The organism is Methylobacillus rhizosphaerae (assembly GCF_900187985.1).
Lineage (GTDB): Bacteria > Pseudomonadota > Gammaproteobacteria > Burkholderiales > Methylophilaceae > Methylobacillus > Methylobacillus rhizosphaerae.
In genome coordinates this window covers 1-19286 of sequence record NZ_FZOA01000011.1, presented here as the reverse complement: position 1 = coordinate 19286, position 19286 = coordinate 1, and the positions used below count along the sequence as shown (strand labels likewise).

The window sequence follows — 19286 nt, the reverse complement described above, 5'->3', positions numbered from 1 at the left end:
CTCGTCATCACCCAATCTTTTTTCCAATGCATCTACATTGCTCGCCTGCATTTCGTGCGGGCATGCCTATCCCAACATTAAGTCACATGGACTTACACCACTCTAATTTGTCAGGTAATCAACATGTCTGTTTCAGGTAGGAAAAAAGGCCTTACTTCGTCGAATGATAGTGGCGATCTCTTTGCCGAGCTTGCGGAGCCAAATGAGGCAAACTCACCGGTTGAAAGCAATGAGGAGGAGGGGGCACTGGCTGCTCAGGACCCCGTAGTGCATGCTCCTGATATCGATCTGCTTGATGAGGCTGAAGCTGACAGACAGGCTAGCGATGAGGTAATGGATGGTGGTGATGCAGTACCACCCAACATCCCAATCGAGGAATTGATGGGGTTTGGTCGAGACGGCGACGGTGGTGAAACTGCCAGGCTTGGCCCTTACGCCGAGGCCCAATATCTGGTGTATGCCATGTCGGTAGTGAAGGGCAGGGCAATCCCCAATGTACAGGATGGGCAGAAGCCAGTGCAACGTCGCATCCTGTATGCGATGCGCCAGCTTGGTCTCACGCACACGACCAAGCCAGTGAAATCAGCCCGCGTTGTGGGGGATGTGATTGGTAAATACCATCCGCATGGTGACACCGCGGCTTATGAGGCCGCCGTCCGTCTGGCGCAAGAGTTTTCACTTCGATACCCCTTGATTGATGGCCAAGGTAACTTTGGCTCCCGTGATGGTGACACCGCTGCTGCTATGCGTTATACCGAAATGCGGCTTACCCCGATCTCTGAGCTGTTGTTGTCGGAGATTGATATGGGCACCGTCGATTTCAATAAAAATTATGATGGTTCCTTTGAAGAACCTGCCCTTTTGCCGGCCCGCCTACCATTTCTGTTGATGAATGGTTACATGGGCATTGCCGTGGGCATTTCCGGTGATGCGCCCCCGCATAATCTGCGTGAGGTTTCCGAGGCGGCCATACTGGTCATCAAAGACATAGGCAAATTGAATGGTCTAGAACCGACCCCTGAGCAGACTGAAAAGCTGTTCAACAGCATCATGGAAGTAGTGCCGGGGCCAGATTTCCCGGAGGGTGCCCAGGTTCTATCCTCCAGGGCCGATATTCTTCAGGCTTACAGAACCGGTCGCGGCAATTTACGCGCGCGTTGCCGCTGGGAAGTTGAACAGCTGGCCCGCGGGCAATATCGCATCATTATCACCGAGCTGCCATATCAGCTCTCGCCTCTGAGCGTGATGTCCAAAATCGAGGAAATTACGAATCCCAAGATCGGCAAGAATAAAAAGGCACTGACGCAGGAGCAAATCACACGCAAGCAGGCCTTGCAGTCCATGCTTGATGTCTATCGCAATGAAAGTGGTAGTACGGTGCGTATTGTGCTCGAGCCCAAGAGTTCCAAGGTAGACCCTGATGCCTTGATGAATTTCCTGCTTATGTACACCGATCTGGAGAAGAGTTTCCCAATCAATCTGAATACGCTGGGTCTTGATGGTGCGCCGCGCCAAAAGGGCATTGTGGCAATATTGCGTGAATGGGCAGAGTTCAGGTTCACCACGGTGACCAGACGTTCGCAATTCTCTCTGGATAAGATCAATGCCAGAATCCACATCCTTGAAGGCCGCATGATTGCCTTCTTGCATATTGAAGAGGTCATCCGGGTTATTCGTGAGTCTGATGAACCCAAGGCCAGCCTGATTGAGGCGTTCAAGCTCTCAGAAATTCAGGCGGAGGATATCCTGGAAATCAGGCTGCGCCAGCTAGCCAGGCTGGAAGGATTCAAGATTGAAAATGAGATCAATCAATTGCGCGAGGAAGCGGCGGGATTGATGGAGCTGTTGGGTAGCGACAGTGCCATGCGTAACAGAATCATCAAGGAAATTCGTGATGACATCAAAAAGTATGGTGACGATAGACGTACCTTGATAGAGCCGGTTGAGCGCGTACGCCTGGACACCAATGCCATGGTGTCTGATGAGCCTGTCACGATTATTCTATCTAGGCAAGGCTGGATCAGATCCAGACAGGGCCATGATGTGGATGTGGCCAACCTTACCTGGAAGCCAGCAGATAGCCAGCTAGTCGTACTGCAGACCAGGACAGTGAATCAGATCATTCTGCTTGATACCAACGGCCGCGCCTATTCTTTCCCAGCCTCCCTGGTGCCTGGCGGCAAGGGAGATGGCGTCCCAGTGACCAGTCTGGTGGATCTCCGCGATGGAGCTAAGATCGCTCATGTTCTATCCGGTGATCTCGAGGCGAGTTATCTATTCTCCGGTGAAAATGGCTTTGGTTTCATGGCCAAGCTATCCGGCTTGGTGGCGCGCGGCAAGGCAGGCAAGACCTTCATGACGATTGAGGCCAAGGAGAAAATTCTTGAGCCTGTCCCGGTGCCGCTTGAGATCGGTGATCACCACGTAGTGGCCAAATCTTCGCAAGGCAAAATGCTGATTTTCAGGTTGGATGAAATGAGGAGACTTAATGCTGGAGGGAAAGGGGTCACAATTATGGATATCCCAGAGGGGGATGTGATTGCTGAGATTGGCATTTACCCCAGCCCTTTGGCAGTACCTGTGGTTTCTAAGCGTGGAAAAGTCAGCATCCTGAAAGATGAAAGGCTACACAAGTATATTTTTAGGCGTGCTCGTAAAGGTAATCCTATTTGACCTTTATCTCCGGTTGGATTGGTAGAGTTTTTCATTTAAGATGGAATTATAAGTAATTGTATATGCTGGGAGTTTACCCCGTTCTATTCGCTTTCGGACGAAAAATTAATTAGGCCCCATATCTTTTTTGGATTTCGTCATAATTTTTGTAAGCGCTGTGTAAAATACCTATTGCGAAAAATCTGAAATTTGCGAGGTGCGTAAGAATGTTCAAGGGTTTGATGATTGAGAAAAGTGATACCAAGTACTCGACAACGCTAAAAGAGCTTGATGAGGCTCAACTGCCAGAGGGAGATGTGACAGTTAAGGTTTCGTACTCGACTATCAACTACAAAGATGCTTTAGCTATAACTGGAAAAGGCCCGATTGTTCGTAACTTCCCAATGATTCCAGGTATAGATTTTGTAGGGGTTGTTGAGCAGTCAAGCCATCCTGACTTCAAGGTCGGTGACAATGTAATCTTGAATGGCTGGGGGGTGGGCGAAACTCATTGGGGAGGCTTGGCTCAACTTGCCAGGGTAAATGGAGACTGGTTAATTCCACTCCCACCGACTTTATCTCCCAAGCACGCTATGACCCTTGGAACAGCAGGATACACAGCAATGCTCTGCATTCAGGCTTTACTGCAACATGGATTGAAGCCTGAAGATGGTGAAATTGCAGTCACGGGTGCCACAGGTGGAGTAGGAAGTGTTGCAACCTTAATACTAAGTCAACTTGGCTTTCAGGTAGTGGCCATCACCAGCAGTTTGGTTGAATCAGATTACTTGAAGTCTCTAGGGGCCACTGAGGTAATGGATAAAGCCCTACTACCGCCCCCATCAAAACCATTATTAAAAGAGCGCTGGGCCGCGGCCATTGATGTGCTTGGTGGTAAAACACTTTCGAGCCTTTGTAGCTCCACGCGTTACCAAGGCATAGTCGCAGCTTGTGGTCTCGCCGAAAGTATAGATTTACCAATCACTGTCGCGCCATTTATTTTACGAGGTGTGACCCTAGCCGGTATTGATAGTGTACGCCGCTCTAAAGCTGATCGAATTATTGCGTGGGAAAGGCTTGCTAAATTGGCAGACTCCGCCAGATTAGAGGCATTAACCACAGAAATTAGCCTAGAAGATGTGCCGCGTTACTGTGACCAACTGTTAAACAATCAGTTTAGAGGAAGGTTTGTGGTGAATACAGGCACAACTTGACTAACGTGACCATGGCAAAAGCCTGGCGATATTTTGAGCATCCATAAGGGCGCGATGGTGATCACCTTCCAGTTTTAGTTCTACGATATTCAGTGCAGTAGCCATACCCACCTGCTTGATCTTACGCGCCTTGGCGAAAGTTGCCTTAAGGTTAATGTGAGAAAATCCTACCAGTGGATTTTCGATACTATGCCGAACACATTCGCGCTCAATCTGCCGACGGTCGTAGGCACCCCAACTTCCCCAGCATTCGCCCGAGTAACGGCGGGAAAACTCCGCCAATTCGGTAGCCACCTTGGGCCAATGGGTTGCAGTATCTATACTGGTTTGCTCAATATGTGTCAGCGATTGGCAAAAAGATGTGAGCTGAGGGCGTTCCTGTGGCTGCACGAAACGTTGAAAGGTGTCGATGACCTCACCTGTAGGCTTAGCCCAAACTGCACCGACCTCGATGATTTCCATCTGCTCCGGCGAGATGGTGCCTTGATCACAGCATGTGGCTTCAAGATCAATAACAAGAATCAAGGCACATTTCTCAGGGTTGTCATGAAGCATGTAGAAGTTATTTGAGTGGTCAGTTCAATGCATTTAGACCCGCTTGAGCACAAGCTTCATCCTCGTGAGGCATTCCGCCGCTCACTCCCACTGCTCCCAGGAATTTATTACCCGCTTTAATCGGCAGGCCACCTGCAATGGTAATGAAGCCTGGGATGTGGGCTAAGCCAGGTGCAGGCCCACCTTTCTTATCCTTACCAAAGGCAAACTCGTCCAGCATACTGGTTGGCATTTGCATTTTGGCTGAGTTCAGAGCCTTCAGATTCGAGATTTCTCCTGAACCGATGTATGCGCCATCAGCACGTTGAAAGTAAATTGGGTTTGCACCCTCATCAACGACTGACACACTCATTTTCCAGCCATGCTTGGAAGCCTCAACCTGACAGCCGGCCGCTATTTTCTTAGCAGTATCAAGATTCAATACTGGCTGACTTTCCAATGCCCCAGCCTTAAAACTCAGGGTGGCTCCAATGATTGCCAAACTAGTCACAAATATTTTGAAATGCATTTTGGGATCCTTTAAGTAATTTATTGATGTTGCGGTGGTGAAAAATAGTCGGATATTCCTGAAACTCAAGTTCTAATTAAGGCCAAATGTTTTTCTCAAGCTTGAATCAACAGGGCCAGCTGGCATGAAGCGGCGTAACTTCCGCAATAATGAGGCCTCCCCTTTTGGGGTGTGGCGCATTTTCCATTGCCCTAAAGCGGCTTGAACAATCGTTTCCGCAACACTATCCGGCAAAGGGGCGTTCTGCACACTTTTTTGCACAGCATTGGCAACCTTATTACGATCATTGTCATAAGCTGGAATTTCATTTGCCGCAGTAGGTGCATTGAGATCAAGATTAGTCTTTGTGTACGACGGCTCAACGAGTGAAATGCGAACTCCCAAATTGCGTACCTCATGGTCCAAACTCTCAGACAATCCTTCTATCGCATGTTTGGAAGCCGAGTAGAGCGCCATATAGGGTGCTGGAAGGAAACCTAGCACTGAGCTAATGTTGATGATCCTCCCTGACTTTTGAGTTCGCATGTAGGGAAGTACTGCTTGCGTTGTGCGCAAAATACCGAAAACATTGGTATCGAACAATGATTGAGCTTCCACAATCGATGTCTCCTCTGTAGCACCAAGGAGTGTCACCCCTGCACTGTTGACCAGGACATTGATCTCTTTGGCCAAAGACACTATGGCTTGAAATCCCTGTTTAACAGACTCCTCATCCCGCACATCCATTTCGACCAGAGCTACGCCAGGAATTGGGGAGGCTGTCGCTTTATTGCGGACAGTGCCATATACCTGAAAACCACGCTCGGCAAACTTCTGTGCAGTAACACGGCCAATGCCCGAAGACACCCCAGTAACAACAACAACTTTGGAATTAGACATAACAGATTCCTTTCATTTGGTTGAATTTGGATGAATAGTCATCATCCGTGTGACAGCGAAGGTTTGATCTTGAACCAGATGGAATACATGGCTGGTAGGAACACGAGTGTCAGAATAGTCCCTGCGAAAGTGCCACCAATTAGGGTGTAAGCAAGGGTGCCCCAGAATACCGAATGCGTCAGTGGAATGAATGCCAATATCGCTGCAAGGGCTGTAAGAATGACCGGCCTTGCGCGTTGAACTGTCGCTTCTACTACCGCATCGAAGGAGCTTAAGCCTTCCTTGAGGTTGTGGTTGATTTGCTCAATTAAGATCAATGTGTTCCGCATCAATATGCCTGATAGCGCAATCAGCCCAACGAGTGCATTAATGCCAAACGGTTGTTGGAACAGCAGCAACGTAGGCACTACCCCGATCAAACCAAGAGGACTGGTAGCAAATACCATCACCATTGCAGCAATCGAACGTACCTGCAGAATCAGGATGAGCAATGTCACTGCAATCATAATGGGGAACAATGGTAGCAACGCCTTGGTGGCTTTTTCAGACTCCTCAATAGCTCCTGCCACATCGACCTTGTAGCCAGCAGGTAAGCTGCTGATAATGGGCTGGAGTTCTTCCAAAATAGCGGCTGACACATCTGGCGGTTGGAGACTTTCCGAGATATCACCTCGCACGGTAATGGTTGGTGTCCGATCCCGTCTTCTTAAGATGGGCTCCTCCATCCTCACTTCCACTTTACCAACTTGAGATAATGGGATGCGTTGTCCGGCTGAGCCAACCAGAGTGAAGCCAGCAATTTTTTCTGGATCAAGACGCAGCTCTGAACTGGCCCGCCCCACAACCTGGACAGTCCGGATATCTTCTCGCGTCTCCGTGATCGGGATGCCGGTTAACAAGAACTGGAGTTGTTGAGAAACACTGCTCGGCGTCAAACCGACAGCATGGAGCCTATCCTGATTAAGCGTGAAATGGAGAGATGGTACGAGCGTACCCCAATCCGTATTGACTGTGCGCATCATCGGGCTGGCTTGCATTAATTTGGCTACCGACTCCACTATTGCCCTTAGCTTTACAGGATCTTCTCCAGTAACACGGAATGCGACCGGATAGGGTGAGTATGGGCCAAATACCAATTGGGTCACGCGCACTCTAGCCTGCGGAGCCAATCCGTCCACAATAGCCTTCCTCAGCCTTATTTTCAGGGTTTCTCGTTCTTCCTGATTTTCAGTTCGAACAACAATCTTTGCGAAAGAGGGATCAGGAAGCTCAGGTGACATCGCCAAGTAGAAGCGAGGAGCGCCCTGGCCGATATACGAGGTTACAATTTTGGCCTCTTCTTGCTTGGCAAGCCACGCTTCAACTTCTGCTGTAGCAATGCTGGTTTGCTCAATGGATGTGCCATATGGCAGTTGAACTTCAATCAGAACTTCTGGGCGATCCGATGTTGGGAAGAACTGTTTCTTTACAATGCCCATACCAAGAACCGCAACAACGAAACTACCAACCACAATCGCTGCTACCGCCCATTTGTATCGAATCACGCGACCAAGTAAAGCGCGAAATCTTCTGTAATTTGGTGTGTTGTATATCTCCGCGTGGCTTCCTGCCGCCTTCTTAATGTCTGGAAGCATTTTGACGCCCAAGTAAGGCGTAAAGATAACAGCGACTAACCAAGACACAATGAGCGCCGTACCTACTACCCAGAACATGTTGCTCGTATATTCACCCGCTGTTGACTGGGCAAATCCATTCGGCATGAAGCCAATTGCTGTTACAAGCGTGCCCGATAGCATAGGCGCTGCTGTATGGCTCCAAGCATATGCAGACGCAGCGATCCTGTTATAGCCTTCTTCCATTTTTACAACCATGGTTTCAATGGCAATGATGGCATCATCAACGAGCAGCCCTAGTGCCAGAATCAATGAGCCCAGAGTAATTCGGTCAAAATTCTTACCCGTCGCTGCCATGATCAAGAAAACAGCTGCGAGTGTTAAGGGCACTGCAGCAGCCACAACAACGCCCACGCGCCAGCCCATGCTCAAAAAGCAGACCAACATAACGACGAGAAGCGCTACGAAGAACTTGACCATGAACTCATCTACAGCGCCATGAATATTGACTGCCTGGTCGGTGACTTTACTTAATCCCATACCCAGAGGTGACTCAGCATTGATAGCGGCGACCTCACTATCAAGGGCTTTGCCTAGATCCAGCCCATTCCAGCCTTCCCGCATAATGATGCCAAGAAGCAAAGCCTGCTTCCCATTATTGCGAACGATGAAGGTAGATGGATCCTCATACCCTCTTTCCACTGTTGCTATATCAGATAATTTAAGTGTCCGTCCCTTGGCAACAATGGGTGTTTCACTGATTTTATGAAGTTGATCAAATGCACCCTCAATCCGAATGAAGACCTTTGAACCCTTGGTGTCAATTGAGCCTGCAGGCGTTAATACATTCTGGTCATTAAGCGCGGTAAAAATTTCTTGCGGTGTAATGCCGAGCGTAGCCAGCCGATCATGGGAAAAACTGACAAATATCCGCTCTGGCTGCTCCCCAATAATGTTCACTTTCTTCACGCCAGGCACATGTAGCAGGCGCTGCCGCATTTTTTCAGCATCCCGAACGAGAAGCCGCTGAGGTTCGCCCTCAGCTTCTAGTGCAAATAAGGCGAAAGTAACATCAGCATATTCGTCATTAACGAATGGGCCTATCACTCCATGGGGGAGTGATAGTGCTTCGTCACTGATTTTTTTGCGTGCTTGGTAAAACTCCTCTTGAACTTGGGATGGGGGAGTGCCATCCAGTAAGGTCACTGTAGTAAATGCGAGACCAGGTCGTGTATAGGTTTCGGATCGATCATACCAACGCAGCTCCTGCATCCGCTTTTCTAGCTTTTCTGCTACCTGATCCTGCATTTCTTGGGCTGTTGCCCCTGGCCATGCAGTCACAACCGTCATTATTTTTACGGTGAAGGGAGGATCTTCTGCTCTCCCCATATTGAAGAATGCAACAATGCCTGCCACAGTGATCAGGATAATCAGGAATAACGTGATAGAACGTTCCCTGACAGCTAGTGCCGAGAGATTAAACTTGCTGCTCATTTCACCCCTCCCGTACTTTCCTGTGAAATGACCTCAGCAACCTTTACCTCGTCACCCTCATGAAGAAGATGAGCACCTAGCGTGACAATTTTTTCATGCTCCTGAAGGTTGCCTTCCACCACAGCAATTTCGTCAGTTAATTTCTGTATTTTTACTTCGCGCCAAACAACACGCTTAGGCTCACCTTCAACAACCCATACCCCAGCTCCCTTTCCGGCATCGAGGATAGCTGATATTGGCACTTGGATTGGATGGGTATTGGAGCCAGTATTGTCTGCGATCTGAATAGTAATCGTGGCTCCTAGAGGAGCCTGAGCTAAGTCACCTTCAAGTACATAGCGGGCTTCAAACGTTCTTGCAAGGCGATCAGCAGAGGCGGACAGCTGCCTGAGTTTTACTTGAGTCGGAGTACCTTCATGGCCATATAACCTCGCCTGGGCGACAGCTCCTAACGCGGGACGGATTGTTTCAGGTAGATTGATGATGGCTTCACGCTTGCCGGAATGGGCAATTTGAATCACGGGCTGACCTGCTGCGACCACTTGCCCAGGCTCTACTAACGTTTCAACTACAACCCCATCAGCATCAGCCAATAAAACCGCATAGGTCGAAGAATTTTTGGCAACGTCCGCCTGCGCTTCAGCAGCCTTCAATTGTGCTTGAGCAGCATCTGCAGCAGCTTTGATCTGATCATAGGTGGAAGCTGAAATGGCACCCGTAGTAACCAGATCGCGATATCGAACTTCATCCGCAGCTGTTTGTTGGGCGCGTACTTTCGCCGCGACTACCGACTCCAATTGAGCATGGGCAACCAGCTGAAGATCCACAGGGTCGAGTCGCATCAGTGGTTGTCCACGTTTAACAACCTGGCCAACGTCTACCAAGCGCTCGAGAATTTTCCCTGGAACTCGAAACCCTATATCACTTTGAACGCGCGCACCCACCACACCTGTAAATGCGCGGCTTTGTTGAGTGGCAGCTTGAACATACCCAGTGCGAACAGTGGGGACTTCAGTACGAGGGTCAGAGGCCGTCTTTTCGGCACAGGAAATCAGCGCCAGCGGGAATAGAGTGATGACAACGACTGATGCATGTCTGCGGCGAAGCATAGGTTACCCCTTCAAAATGGTAGTAACGCATTTTGCATCTAGTGACCAAATCAGTCAATAGTCACTAAAATTAAGGGGCTAAACTTCGGAGTATGAGATTCACAATCATCACGCCCGTATCTTCGGCGCGATCTAAGTTGTGCTGGAGAAGTAGCGGGTTGAGATAAGGCTTCATCACGAAGTAGATGGCATTCACCGTTTCATCAATAGGAGTTTTACGCTCAAATTCACCAGACGCGCGTCCCTCTTGAAGGACATCAAGGATAGTTTGCTTCAACTTAAGATCATAGTTGGCAACTGAGTTCCAATTCTCACCCGCAGCTGCTGCAGCAATATCGTAAAGTTTTCTATCTTGGAAAAACAGCTGAACACTCGCCCCGATTGCGGACTTAAACATGCGCCTGAAGCGCTCTGAAGCTGTGGGCGCACCATCCATACTCTCATTAATGGTGGTGGTTATCTTAAGAAGTGTATTGGAGCAAATCACTTCGCCAATAGCCTGCTTTGAGTCAAAAAACTTATAAATATAGGCTTTAGAAAATCCAATCGCCTTGGCTAGATCGGAGACAGTGGTTTTCTCATACCCATAACGGCTGAAATGTTCAGCTGCTGCTTCAACGATCTGGTTTCGCACATCGTGATCAACAGGGCCTCTTGATGGTGGGGATATCTTCTGGTTCATAAGCCGAGCTTACCTTCCTTTGATTTGTTTGACAAATAGTGACCATTTAGTAATATAGTCACTAATATTCACTTTTAGTTCAAGGATCGCTATGTCCTTACGCCGCTCTGTTGCTTTTCTGGTAAGTTCCAGCCTGTTAGCTAGTTGTGCCGTTGGCCCTGAGTATAAAAAGCCAGACGTATTGCTCCCAGACCACTTCATGGGCCAAGCTCAACTTGAGCAGCGCAAAGACAAGACGGCCAAAGATATGGTGTCTTGGTGGGATAGTTTCGAGGATCCACAATTAAGCCGATTCGTTTCTTTGGCATTGGAGCAAAACCTAGATATAGCACAAGCATCTGCTCGCATTACCCAAGCCAAATCAGGCCTGAGCATGGCGCAGGCTGCCCTAATGCCCTCGATTGACGGTTCCGTGCAAGGAACCAGAGTGCATCAATCACTAGAAACTCCACTGGGGCAACTACTCAATAATGTCCCAGGCTATGATAGAAATGCCTCAATGTATGAGGCCAACCTTGTTGCTGGCTGGGAGCTAGACATATTTGGAGGATTACGCCGTGAGCGAGAGGCGGCAATTTCTGAATATCTCGCGGCCAAAGCAGGTGGGGATGCAACACGCTTAGCGATTGCAGCTCAAACTGCTGACACCTATATCACGATACGTGGACTACAAACACGCCTGGACATCAATCGAAAACAACTCCAAACCCAGCAAGACTTACTATCTAAGGTGAGCATACTGCATCAAAAAGGGTTGGCTTCTAAGCTGCAAGTACAGCAAACCGAAGGAGCGATTTCACATGCAAAAGCAGCCATTCCTGTCATTGAGGCTGGGTTGGATGTTGCTATGAACTCGCTCGATATATTGTTGGGTGTCGCGCCAGGGACTTATATATCTGAAATTGGCCATTCAACAACAATCCCTTATGCCCCTCAAGTGAGCGACATCGGCTCTCCAGTAGACTTAATGCTGCGCAGGCCAGATCTCATAGTGGCGGAACAGCGATTGAAGGCTGCCAATGCAAGAATTGGGGCTGCTATCTCTGAGTACTATCCTAAGTTTAGCCTCAATGCTTTACTAGGCAGTGCAACTGCAATTTCCTCTGGTAATCTCTTCAGTGGTAATGCCAACCAGGCTGCCGGAGTCTTGGGACTACGGTGGAGATTATTTGATTTTGGTAGGATCAATGCACAAATCGACATCGCCAAAGGGCAGGAGCAGGAAGCATTGGCTGCATACCGCCAAGCTGCGCTCCGAGCAACTGAGGATGTAGAGAATTCCATTTCAGTGCTGACAAAACGAGATAAACAGCTTGAAGCACTGACAGAGGGCGAGCTTTCTCTACAGCAAGCTAGAGAGTCTTCCTTTATCGCATACCAAAAGGGTGTTAGCAGTCTTATTGACGTGCTGCATGCCGACGAAAGCCTCCTTAGAACTGCTGAAGCTCGGGCACAGGCCCGGACTGAAGCGGCGCACGCTGCTGTCGCCATGTTTAAAGCGTTTGGCGGTGGATGGAGCAATGACAGCTTGGTATCTCGTGCTCCTGGACAGGTCAACACCGCCAAAGCACCTTGAGTAGGTAGGCAAAAGAATCTCAACCATGGTAAAACAGCCTGATAATCCAGCCTTGAATCTTTGGTCAGTGTTTGGCATAGCTAGCCTTGCCACATTTCTGGTTTCCATAGATTCCACAATTCTGTATGCCGCCTTTAGCAGCATTACGGCCAGCTTTCCTCAAGCAAGCTCCTCCAGTATCTCCTGGGTAATGAATGCATACACAATTGTGTATGCCACCACTCTGATCCCAGCAGGAGGGTTGGCAGATAGGTACGGCAGGAGGCGGATATTCATGCTGGGCGTGGTTTTATTTACGTTGGCATCATTTTTATGCGGCCTCGCTCCCAATATATATCTCCTAATCTCGGCAAGAGTGCTTCAAGCTATTGGGGCTGCAATGATCGGCCCGGCGGCTTTATCCCTCATCCTGGAAGCTTTCCCCCAAACTAAAAGGGCCCAAGTCATTAGCGCCTGGGCTGCCGTCGGTGCACTCGCTGCCGCACTTGGGCCTGCATCCGGCACATTCATCGTCGATAGCCTTGGTTGGGAGTGGGCATTCTTCATTAATGTGCCGATTGGTATTTATTGCGTTCTGCATGGAAGCAAAAGGCTGACTGAATCCAGCAACGCCAAGACCCACGTAAGATTGGATGCCGTAGGCATGGCATTAATCATTCTGTCTATTGGCCTCATGATTACAAGCATCATTGGCCTAGGCAGCATGAGCATTACTTGGGTGCAACGACTGGTTATATTTTTGGCGAGCGGCGCTGTGATGTTGGCATTTGCAATGTGGTGTAAAACAGCAACCAACCCCTTAGTGGACTTGGCCTTGTTCAAGAATAGAACCTATCTATTCGTGAATATTGCTGCATTCCTATTCTCGGTTGCCTTTGCCACCATGTTCTTTTCTTTTTTCTTCTTCATGACGAACATCTGGCACTTCAGTCTACCACTTACAGGGCTAGCCATTACGCCAGGCCCATTGATGGTCATCCCTGTGGCCATCCTGAGTGGCAAGATTGCCTCGAGAATTGGGCATAGAAAGCTCCTCATGTATGGATGCTTGGCTTTCGCAGCTGGCGCTTACTGGTACCTGGCCGTGCCCGGCATCACTCCCAATTACTTGATTGACTGGCTTCCTGGACAAATGTTGACTGGCATTGCAATTGGTATGGTGATGCCATCCCTATCCGCTGCTGCTGTCCATGATCTTCCTAAAAAAGACTACGCAATAGGCAGTTCAATCAATCAAGCAATCAGGCAAATTGGAACAGTTGTTGGCGTGGCTATCACGATTAGTGTATTAGCGTATTCCCACTTGGAGATAGCCGACTTTCATACTCTTTACCTGATTCAGATTGGGCTGGCAGTGCTTGCCGCCATTCTAGTAACGCAAGTAGACACGGCTCCAAAACAATGACAGTTGAGGATATTAGGTGTCTTTGAGGACTGGTTTTAATGCCTGTAAGGCAAATTCAGTGGAAGCAAGTAACTCGGCGTTTGAAGAGCCATCTCTTGCGCGTAGAGCCATCCCATGAATAAAACTGAAGTAAAACTCAGCCAGGGCACTGGTGTTGGTTCCCTCAACGAGCTCCCCCTCAGTCAAAGCCCTATCGAATCTGGACTTGAGAATGTCTCGGTACAGCGCTCTCAACCCCATGAGGTAATTAACATGCTCCTGATGCTCGGGGGCGCAGTTAATTGCACCAGCCATAATCAAACAGCTAGGAGGATTGGGCCCTGAAAACATCTCTACGTTTTGACGCAGGGATTGTTCAAGCGCTGTATAAACCGAAGGAGTGTCATTCAGCACCTTTAAGGGGCCTTGCTCAACTCTACCTCGGTAAATATCAACAACCTCTCTGAACAAGGCATCCTTATTACCAAATGCGGCGTAGACACTAGGCGCTTTCATCCCAATGGCGGCAACTAAATCAGCCATAGTTGTGCCTTCAAAGCCCTTTTCCCAGAAAACCATCATGGCTTTCTTCAAAGCTTCATCTCGATCAAATGTCCTTGGCCGACCTGCTGGAGACATGATAACCACCCGTTAAAATTAAATATATAATGTAGATTACATAAATGTGTTGACAAAAGCAATGGGGCTATTTAATAATGTAATCCAGGTTACATAAATCAAATTTCTCCATAGTTTGATTGATCGTATCTGATAAACATTTTATTAATTGAAAGGGTTTAACATGAAGATCAACGTCGCCATTATCACCAGCCTCCTTCTTGCTATAGGCTCAGCAGGCACTGCGCTTGCAGACAATAGCAATCCAGATCAATCAAAAAACGTATTTGTCGAAAGAACCTTGCAAGGCCACTGGACGCCTGAAGCTACTGCGACTTCTAACGACAAGCCTGATACCGACAAATCTCTGGATCTGTTTTTTGACGCAGTATTGGATAGGAATGCTCGCGTAACGCCTGCAACACAGGATGATGTAACTAAAACACCTCCTGCATCCGACCTGTTAACAAACCAGTTCGAGTCAAAGTACCGCAAGAACTAGTTTTACTAGCTCATATCCATTTATCTCAGCATATGCATTCACAGTGCATATGCTTTTTTAATTGCATGGACATAACAATATCGTAACGGCGGCTTTGACCTCGGGAAGAATTAAGCCACGACGTTGGTTACCCCATCTGCCCAGGGAATGGGGGTTCTGACAGATGACGCAGGCAATAAGCTACTCACTGCATCAAGACGGCTGATTTGCTCGGAGGAAAGGTCTACCACTACTGCGCCAAGGTTATCCTGCAGTTGTTCTAGTGAGCGTGGTCCGATGATCGGGACGGCACCGTGACTCCCTGCCCAGGCGATGGCGACTTGGCTAGCGCTGACACCAAGTTCTTTTGCAATGGTGATTACGGTGTCGAGTATCTGGGTGCGCTGTGCCGAGTTTTCCGGCTGGAACACTCGGCCACCGAAGCCTTCGGCACGGCCTTGCTCACCTCGACGGTATTTGCCGGTCAACATGCCACCACCCAGCGGTGACCAAGTCACGACGCCGAGCCCCAATGCCTTTGAGGCAGGAAACAGGTCGGTTTCAGATTCGCGATGCACCAAGCTATGCTCAAACTGTGCGGCAGAGATTGGTACAGCGTGGGTCAGCTCAGCTAACGTAACGGCTCGAGCTAGGCGCCAGGCAGCAAAGTTTGATAAACCTGCATAAAGAATTTTTCCTGATCGAGCCAAGTCCTCAAACCCCCGTACGATTTCTTCAATGGGAGTGAAGCCATCTGGATGGTGAGTCCAGTAGATATCGATTCGATCAGTCTTGAGCCGCTTGAGGCTGGCTTCAACAGAGGCTACCAACGCCTTACGGCTATTGCCTGTCACCAGCCGATTGGCGTTGGGTGTGGCTCCGTTGGTGTACTTGGTTGCCAGTACAAACTCTTCTCGCCGCCCCTGTAACAACCTGCCAAGCAGTTCTTCCGACTGGCCGAACTGATAGACATCGGCCGTGTCGATGAAGTTGCCACCTGCGTCCGCATAGGTGTTGAAGACAGCCTCGGCAGCATCGGGATTTGCACCATAGCCCCATCCAGTACCGAAATTCCCTGTGCCCAATGCAACTTGTGAAACCTGCAGTCCAGTCTTACCAAAAATGGTGTATTTCATATTTGTTTTCCTGAATTATTAAAAATAAAGGCAATCATTCATTTGGAAATACTCGTAGAACCGGTACCGTTCTTTATGATCGGATCCTTTATCGTCTTCAATTTTGAACAGCGACACGCCATAGCCTCCAGCGGCATTAACGACAGGGCCATGAGCCACGACCATACCTTGCGTCAGCATCGTGTGGAGATAAAGGTATATATGAGGCAGATGTTTGACTTGACCGGAGCTTATGATTGTGTCTGGTATATCGACAATGTATTGGCAGTGGATGCGGCAGTGATCCACTTACAAACTCGATAGGCTCTGCCAGCGCATATAAGGCTAATAAAACTATTACTACCTCTCGCGAAGTCCACTGCCTTCAAGATGGCTACCTTCTCTAGCAACAGCTAGTATTTCATCCGAAAGCGTGTTGTCAGAAGCTGCTCGAGAAAGAATTAATGCTCCAACCCATTGAGAAAACATGGCAATTGCATTGGCACGTTTTTCCTCTTCGGTACTACCGGGGACCAATGTTGATAAAATTTCAAGAACTGATTCTAGGCCTTCGGCAAATACCTTTTGCACGGCTTTTCCATGCCTGGGTACCTCTGCGGCCAATGTTGAATACATACAAGTAGTCGCAAGGTTGTCGCGGTTTTTTTCAGATAGGTATGAACTCGCAATCCGCTTGAGTGGATTGGGAACTTCAGGATTAGCAATGTGCTCTTTCCATCGACTTGCTGTCCGCTCAGATAAGCGCTGACAAGATTTGGCGATCAAATCCTCTTTGGACTCAAAGTTTTTATAGAATCCCCCACTCGTCAAGCCAGCACTTTTCATCAGATCGCTGATACCGATACCATCGAATCCTTTCTCCCGAAACAACCTGGCAGCTGTCTCCAGCACAATTTCTCGGTTTTCAATGGACTTTGCTCTAGTTACTTTCATCAAATTCCTAAATTATTACAATGCTAATGAGCTGTGACTCTCCATATAGTGTTGCCTACGTCATCGGCTACCAACAGCCCACCTGCCTTGTCAACCAGCACTCCCACTGGCCTGCCTTGCGCATTGTCGTCGGCATCAATAAAACCTGTTAATACATCTATCGGCTTTCCCGACGGCTTTCCCGATTTAAATGGTACAAAAATAACCTTGTAGCCGCTATACGGACGTCTGTTCCATGATCCGTGCTGGCCGACAAACATGCCATTTTCAAATGCCTGTCCCAATTGATTTCCTGTAGCTGTTGTCAAGCCCAAGGATGCGGTATGTGGACCTAATGCATAGTCAGGCACGATGGCTTTTGCTACCAACTCTGGATTTTGTGGGTTTACACGAGTATCTACATGTTGACCATAATAGCTGTAAGGCCAACCATAGAATCCACCCTCCTGAACAGACGTCATGTAATCTGGGACCAAGTCACTCCCGATTTCATCACGCTCATTGACTACCGTCCAGAGTTTCTTGGTTTCTGGTTCCCACACTAAACCATTTGGGTTTCGGATGCCGGAGGCATAGATACGATGGTGACCAGATTCAATATCAACTTCCCAAATGGCAGCACGGCCCTCTTCAATATCCATTCCATTTTCACCAATATTGCTATTGGATCCAACTGTGACATACAACTTACGTCCATCTTCTGTAGCCAGGATATTTTTGGTCCAGTGATGGTTAAGTGGCATGCCTGGAAGATCTATAAGTTTTGTCGGTGCGGCTGCGATGGTCATATCACCTTCGCTATAGGGAAAACTTACTATACTATCGGCATTGGCAACATAAAACCTATCACCAATTAATGCCATACCAAAAGGCGAATGAAGCCCGGCCAAGAAGGTCGATCTGGTTTCGGCAACACCATCACCATCCTTATCCCGCAGCAGGGTAATACGATCCGGACTGACTCCGGTCGCACCTGCCTTGGTCAGGAAATACTTGGCAAACCATCCCTTTATACTGCCTTCCAACCCTTGCATGACAAAGTTGGACTCTGCCACGAGCACATCACCATTTGGTAATTGATATAGCCAGCGAGGATGCTCCAGCAGTTTGGCGTAAGCGACAACCTTGGTACCGGGCGCAGCCTCTGGTTTGGTTTCACCTTGCCAACCCACGACCTTAGCTACATGCACTGTGGGAATCGCTGTTTCAACTGGCTGTGGCAAAGTGATATTTTCACCAATGCCGGCAGATACATCATTTTTGGCAGAGTCACCACAAGCACTTAGAGCCATGGCGAGAGTAAAAGGGATGATCAATAATTTCATGAAGATGAGCTTTAACTTGGATTATTTCAAAAGTGACTTAACTGCATCGACCCCAGCTTGGGCACATTCTGCGTCTTCATTGGGAAGGCCACCACTTACGCCAACGGCACCGATGAAACTTTTGCCAGCATGAAGTGGAATACCACCTGCCAATGTCACGAAACCAGGTAGATTCGCGAGACCAGGTGCTGGACCGCCTTTCTTGTCTTTACCAAAGGAAAAGTCTTCAAGCACACTAGTCGGCAACTGCATCTTGGCTGAGTTTTCAGCCTTCAGTCTAGAAAGTTCTGCAGAAGCGATGTAGGCACCATTCGCACGTTGGAAGTAGATGGCATTCGCACCGGCATCCACGACAGTAATACTCATCTTCCAGCCTTTTTCAGCTGCTTTAGTTTGGCAACCTGCTGCGATTTTTTGTGCAGTTTCCAGATTTAACACTGGAGCTGTGTCTAGTGCGAATGCTTGTGTACTCAGACCTAAAGCAACGAGAAGTCCAAAGCCTGTTTTGATGTTCATGATAAAACCCTTGTATTGGTGAAGTAATGATGCGTTCTTTTATATTACGAACGTAATCATAATAAAGGGTTTTGATTGGGTGTCAAATATAAATTACGATCATAATTTAAAATTTATTCGACTCAGGACTGTTTTGACTTCTCCTTAGGCTGCAATAAGTCTTATAAGATCGGGTTTAGCTCAATGACATCTATTTGCAATGTATGCTGCAATCAACAACTTTTAGATACTCTTGCCCCTCTCCTTTATTGCTTAACTGAATCGCCCCCACTTTCCTAGACAGCTCAAGAGCCTCAAACTATGCAAGTTGAGGAGACATCATGAGCAAGCAACAACGTTACACCGAAGAATTCAAACAGGCCGCCGTCAAGCAAGTCACTGAGCGTCAGTTTTCTGTGGCAGAGGTCGCTGAGCGGTTGGGCGTTTCAAGTCATAGCATTTATGCTTGGATCAAGCGATGCGGCACCCCTAAAGACGAACGACAGCACTCCTCTAATCAGCAAGCAGAAATCCGTCGCCTTCAGGCTGAGCTGCGTCGCGTCACGGATGAGCGAGATATCCTAAAAAAGGCCGCCGCGTACTTTGCCAAGCTGTCCGGGTAAAGTACGCAT

General features: G+C 48.4%; 16 protein-coding genes and 1 pseudogene. 6 read left to right on the top strand and 11 right to left on the bottom strand.

What is annotated here, in order from left to right:
• Window positions 1-123: 123 nt before the first annotated feature.
• Together parC and acuI are read left to right on the top strand one after the other, a co-directional pair.
• A complete protein-coding gene (parC, locus tag CHB59_RS10985) occupies window positions 124-2673 on the top strand; it encodes a DNA topoisomerase IV subunit A (RefSeq protein WP_089376288.1) in 2550 nt (849 codons plus the stop codon).
• A gap of 221 nt (window positions 2674-2894) precedes the next feature.
• A complete protein-coding gene (gene acuI / locus CHB59_RS10980) occupies window positions 2895-3866 on the top strand; it encodes an acrylyl-CoA reductase (NADPH) (protein WP_245835126.1) in 972 nt (323 codons plus the stop codon).
• On the opposite strand, the gene CHB59_RS10975 is transcribed toward acuI, so the two are convergent.
• From CHB59_RS10975 to CHB59_RS10950, 6 genes are all read right to left on the bottom strand, one after another.
• Window positions 3867-4391, bottom strand: a complete 525-nt coding sequence (locus CHB59_RS10975) for a 3'-5' exonuclease (RefSeq protein ID WP_245835125.1) — start codon at window positions 4389-4391, stop codon at window positions 3867-3869.
• A gap of 49 nt (window positions 4392-4440) precedes the next feature.
• Entirely contained in the window at window positions 4441-4929 is a 489-nt protein-coding gene (locus CHB59_RS10970) for a GlcG/HbpS family heme-binding protein (RefSeq protein ID WP_089376285.1), read from the bottom strand.
• A gap of 72 nt (window positions 4930-5001) precedes the next feature.
• On the bottom strand, window positions 5002-5808 hold the full coding sequence (locus CHB59_RS10965) for an oxidoreductase (protein WP_089376284.1): 807 nt from the start codon (window positions 5806-5808) through the stop codon (window positions 5002-5004).
• A gap of 41 nt (window positions 5809-5849) precedes the next feature.
• Window positions 5850-8915 (bottom strand): efflux RND transporter permease subunit, encoded by a 3066-nt coding sequence (locus CHB59_RS10960; protein ID WP_089376283.1) that lies wholly within the window; start codon window positions 8913-8915, stop codon window positions 5850-5852.
• Entirely contained in the window at window positions 8912-10024 is a 1113-nt protein-coding gene (locus tag CHB59_RS10955) for an efflux RND transporter periplasmic adaptor subunit (RefSeq protein ID WP_089376282.1), read from the bottom strand. The genes CHB59_RS10960 and CHB59_RS10955 overlap by 4 nt, the downstream gene beginning before the upstream one ends.
• 70 nt (window positions 10025-10094) lie before the next feature.
• Entirely contained in the window at window positions 10095-10706 is a 612-nt protein-coding gene (locus CHB59_RS10950; protein ID WP_089376281.1) for a TetR/AcrR family transcriptional regulator, read from the bottom strand.
• Window positions 10707-10797: 91 nt separating this feature from the next.
• On the opposite strand from CHB59_RS10950, the gene CHB59_RS10945 reads away from it, so the two are divergent.
• Window positions 10798-12282, top strand: a complete 1485-nt coding sequence (locus CHB59_RS10945) for an efflux transporter outer membrane subunit (protein WP_089376280.1) — start codon at window positions 10798-10800, stop codon at window positions 12280-12282.
• A gap of 25 nt (window positions 12283-12307) precedes the next feature.
• Window positions 12308-13687 (top strand): DHA2 family efflux MFS transporter permease subunit, encoded by a 1380-nt coding sequence (locus tag CHB59_RS10940; protein ID WP_089376279.1) that lies wholly within the window; start codon window positions 12308-12310, stop codon window positions 13685-13687.
• A gap of 12 nt (window positions 13688-13699) precedes the next feature.
• Here the strand turns inward: CHB59_RS10940 and CHB59_RS10935 are convergent, their stop codons facing one another.
• Complete coding sequence (locus tag CHB59_RS10935) at window positions 13700-14305, bottom strand: TetR/AcrR family transcriptional regulator (protein ID WP_179212147.1); 606 nt, start codon at window positions 14303-14305, stop codon at window positions 13700-13702.
• Between the two features lie 163 nt (window positions 14306-14468).
• Between CHB59_RS10935 and CHB59_RS10930 the strand changes: the two genes are divergently transcribed.
• A complete protein-coding gene (locus CHB59_RS10930) occupies window positions 14469-14786 on the top strand; it encodes a hypothetical protein (RefSeq protein WP_089376278.1) in 318 nt (105 codons plus the stop codon).
• Window positions 14787-14896: 110 nt separating this feature from the next.
• On the opposite strand, the gene CHB59_RS10925 is transcribed toward CHB59_RS10930, so the two are convergent.
• The 4 genes from CHB59_RS10925 to CHB59_RS10905 all read right to left on the bottom strand — a co-directional run bounded on the left by CHB59_RS10925 (window position 14897) and on the right by CHB59_RS10905 (window position 18675).
• Window positions 14897-15901 (bottom strand): aldo/keto reductase, encoded by a 1005-nt coding sequence (locus CHB59_RS10925; protein ID WP_089376277.1) that lies wholly within the window; start codon window positions 15899-15901, stop codon window positions 14897-14899.
• Window positions 15902-16240: 339 nt separating this feature from the next.
• A complete protein-coding gene (locus tag CHB59_RS10915; RefSeq protein WP_089376275.1) occupies window positions 16241-16834 on the bottom strand; it encodes a TetR/AcrR family transcriptional regulator in 594 nt (197 codons plus the stop codon).
• A 23-nt stretch (window positions 16835-16857) separates the two neighbouring features.
• Window positions 16858-18159 carry a PQQ-dependent sugar dehydrogenase gene (locus CHB59_RS10910; RefSeq protein WP_089376274.1) on the bottom strand — a complete coding sequence of 434 codons (1302 nt, stop codon included), beginning with the start codon at window positions 18157-18159 and terminating at the stop codon, window positions 16858-16860.
• A gap of 21 nt (window positions 18160-18180) precedes the next feature.
• The gene (locus CHB59_RS10905; protein WP_089376273.1) at window positions 18181-18675 is read right to left on the bottom strand and encodes a GlcG/HbpS family heme-binding protein; all 495 of its coding nucleotides are present in this window, start codon (window positions 18673-18675) and stop codon (window positions 18181-18183) included.
• A gap of 320 nt (window positions 18676-18995) precedes the next feature.
• On the opposite strand from CHB59_RS10905, the pseudogene CHB59_RS10900 reads away from it, so the two are divergent.
• Window positions 18996-19286 (top strand): annotated as a pseudogene (locus CHB59_RS10900) (transposase); the annotation flags it as partial.

What these genes read in the sequence shown, in the direction of transcription:
- parC (WP_089376288.1), top strand. Translation starts at nt 124, where the DNA reads ATGTCTGTTTCAGGTAGGAAAAAAGGCCTTACTTCGTCGAATGATAGT.
- acuI (WP_245835126.1), top strand. Translation starts at nt 2,895, where the DNA reads ATGATTGAGAAAAGTGATACCAAGTACTCGACAACGCTAAAAGAGCTT.
- CHB59_RS10970 (WP_089376285.1), bottom strand. Translation starts at nt 4,929, where the DNA reads ATGCATTTCAAAATATTTGTGACTAGTTTGGCAATCATTGGAGCCACC.
- CHB59_RS10965 (WP_089376284.1), bottom strand. Translation starts at nt 5,808, where the DNA reads ATGTCTAATTCCAAAGTTGTTGTTGTTACTGGGGTGTCTTCGGGCATT.
- CHB59_RS10960 (WP_089376283.1), bottom strand. Translation starts at nt 8,915, where the DNA reads ATGAGCAGCAAGTTTAATCTCTCGGCACTAGCTGTCAGGGAACGTTCT.
- CHB59_RS10955 (WP_089376282.1), bottom strand. Translation starts at nt 10,024, where the DNA reads ATGCTTCGCCGCAGACATGCATCAGTCGTTGTCATCACTCTATTCCCG.
- CHB59_RS10950 (WP_089376281.1), bottom strand. Translation starts at nt 10,706, where the DNA reads ATGAACCAGAAGATATCCCCACCATCAAGAGGCCCTGTTGATCACGAT.
- CHB59_RS10945 (WP_089376280.1), top strand. Translation starts at nt 10,798, where the DNA reads ATGTCCTTACGCCGCTCTGTTGCTTTTCTGGTAAGTTCCAGCCTGTTA.
- CHB59_RS10940 (WP_089376279.1), top strand. Translation starts at nt 12,308, where the DNA reads ATGGTAAAACAGCCTGATAATCCAGCCTTGAATCTTTGGTCAGTGTTT.
- CHB59_RS10935 (WP_179212147.1), bottom strand. Translation starts at nt 14,305, where the DNA reads ATGTCTCCAGCAGGTCGGCCAAGGACATTTGATCGAGATGAAGCTTTG.
- CHB59_RS10930 (WP_089376278.1), top strand. Translation starts at nt 14,469, where the DNA reads ATGAAGATCAACGTCGCCATTATCACCAGCCTCCTTCTTGCTATAGGC.
- CHB59_RS10925 (WP_089376277.1), bottom strand. Translation starts at nt 15,901, where the DNA reads ATGAAATACACCATTTTTGGTAAGACTGGACTGCAGGTTTCACAAGTT.
- CHB59_RS10915 (WP_089376275.1), bottom strand. Translation starts at nt 16,834, where the DNA reads ATGAAAGTAACTAGAGCAAAGTCCATTGAAAACCGAGAAATTGTGCTG.
- CHB59_RS10910 (WP_089376274.1), bottom strand. Translation starts at nt 18,159, where the DNA reads ATGAAATTATTGATCATCCCTTTTACTCTCGCCATGGCTCTAAGTGCT.
- CHB59_RS10905 (WP_089376273.1), bottom strand. Translation starts at nt 18,675, where the DNA reads ATGAACATCAAAACAGGCTTTGGACTTCTCGTTGCTTTAGGTCTGAGT.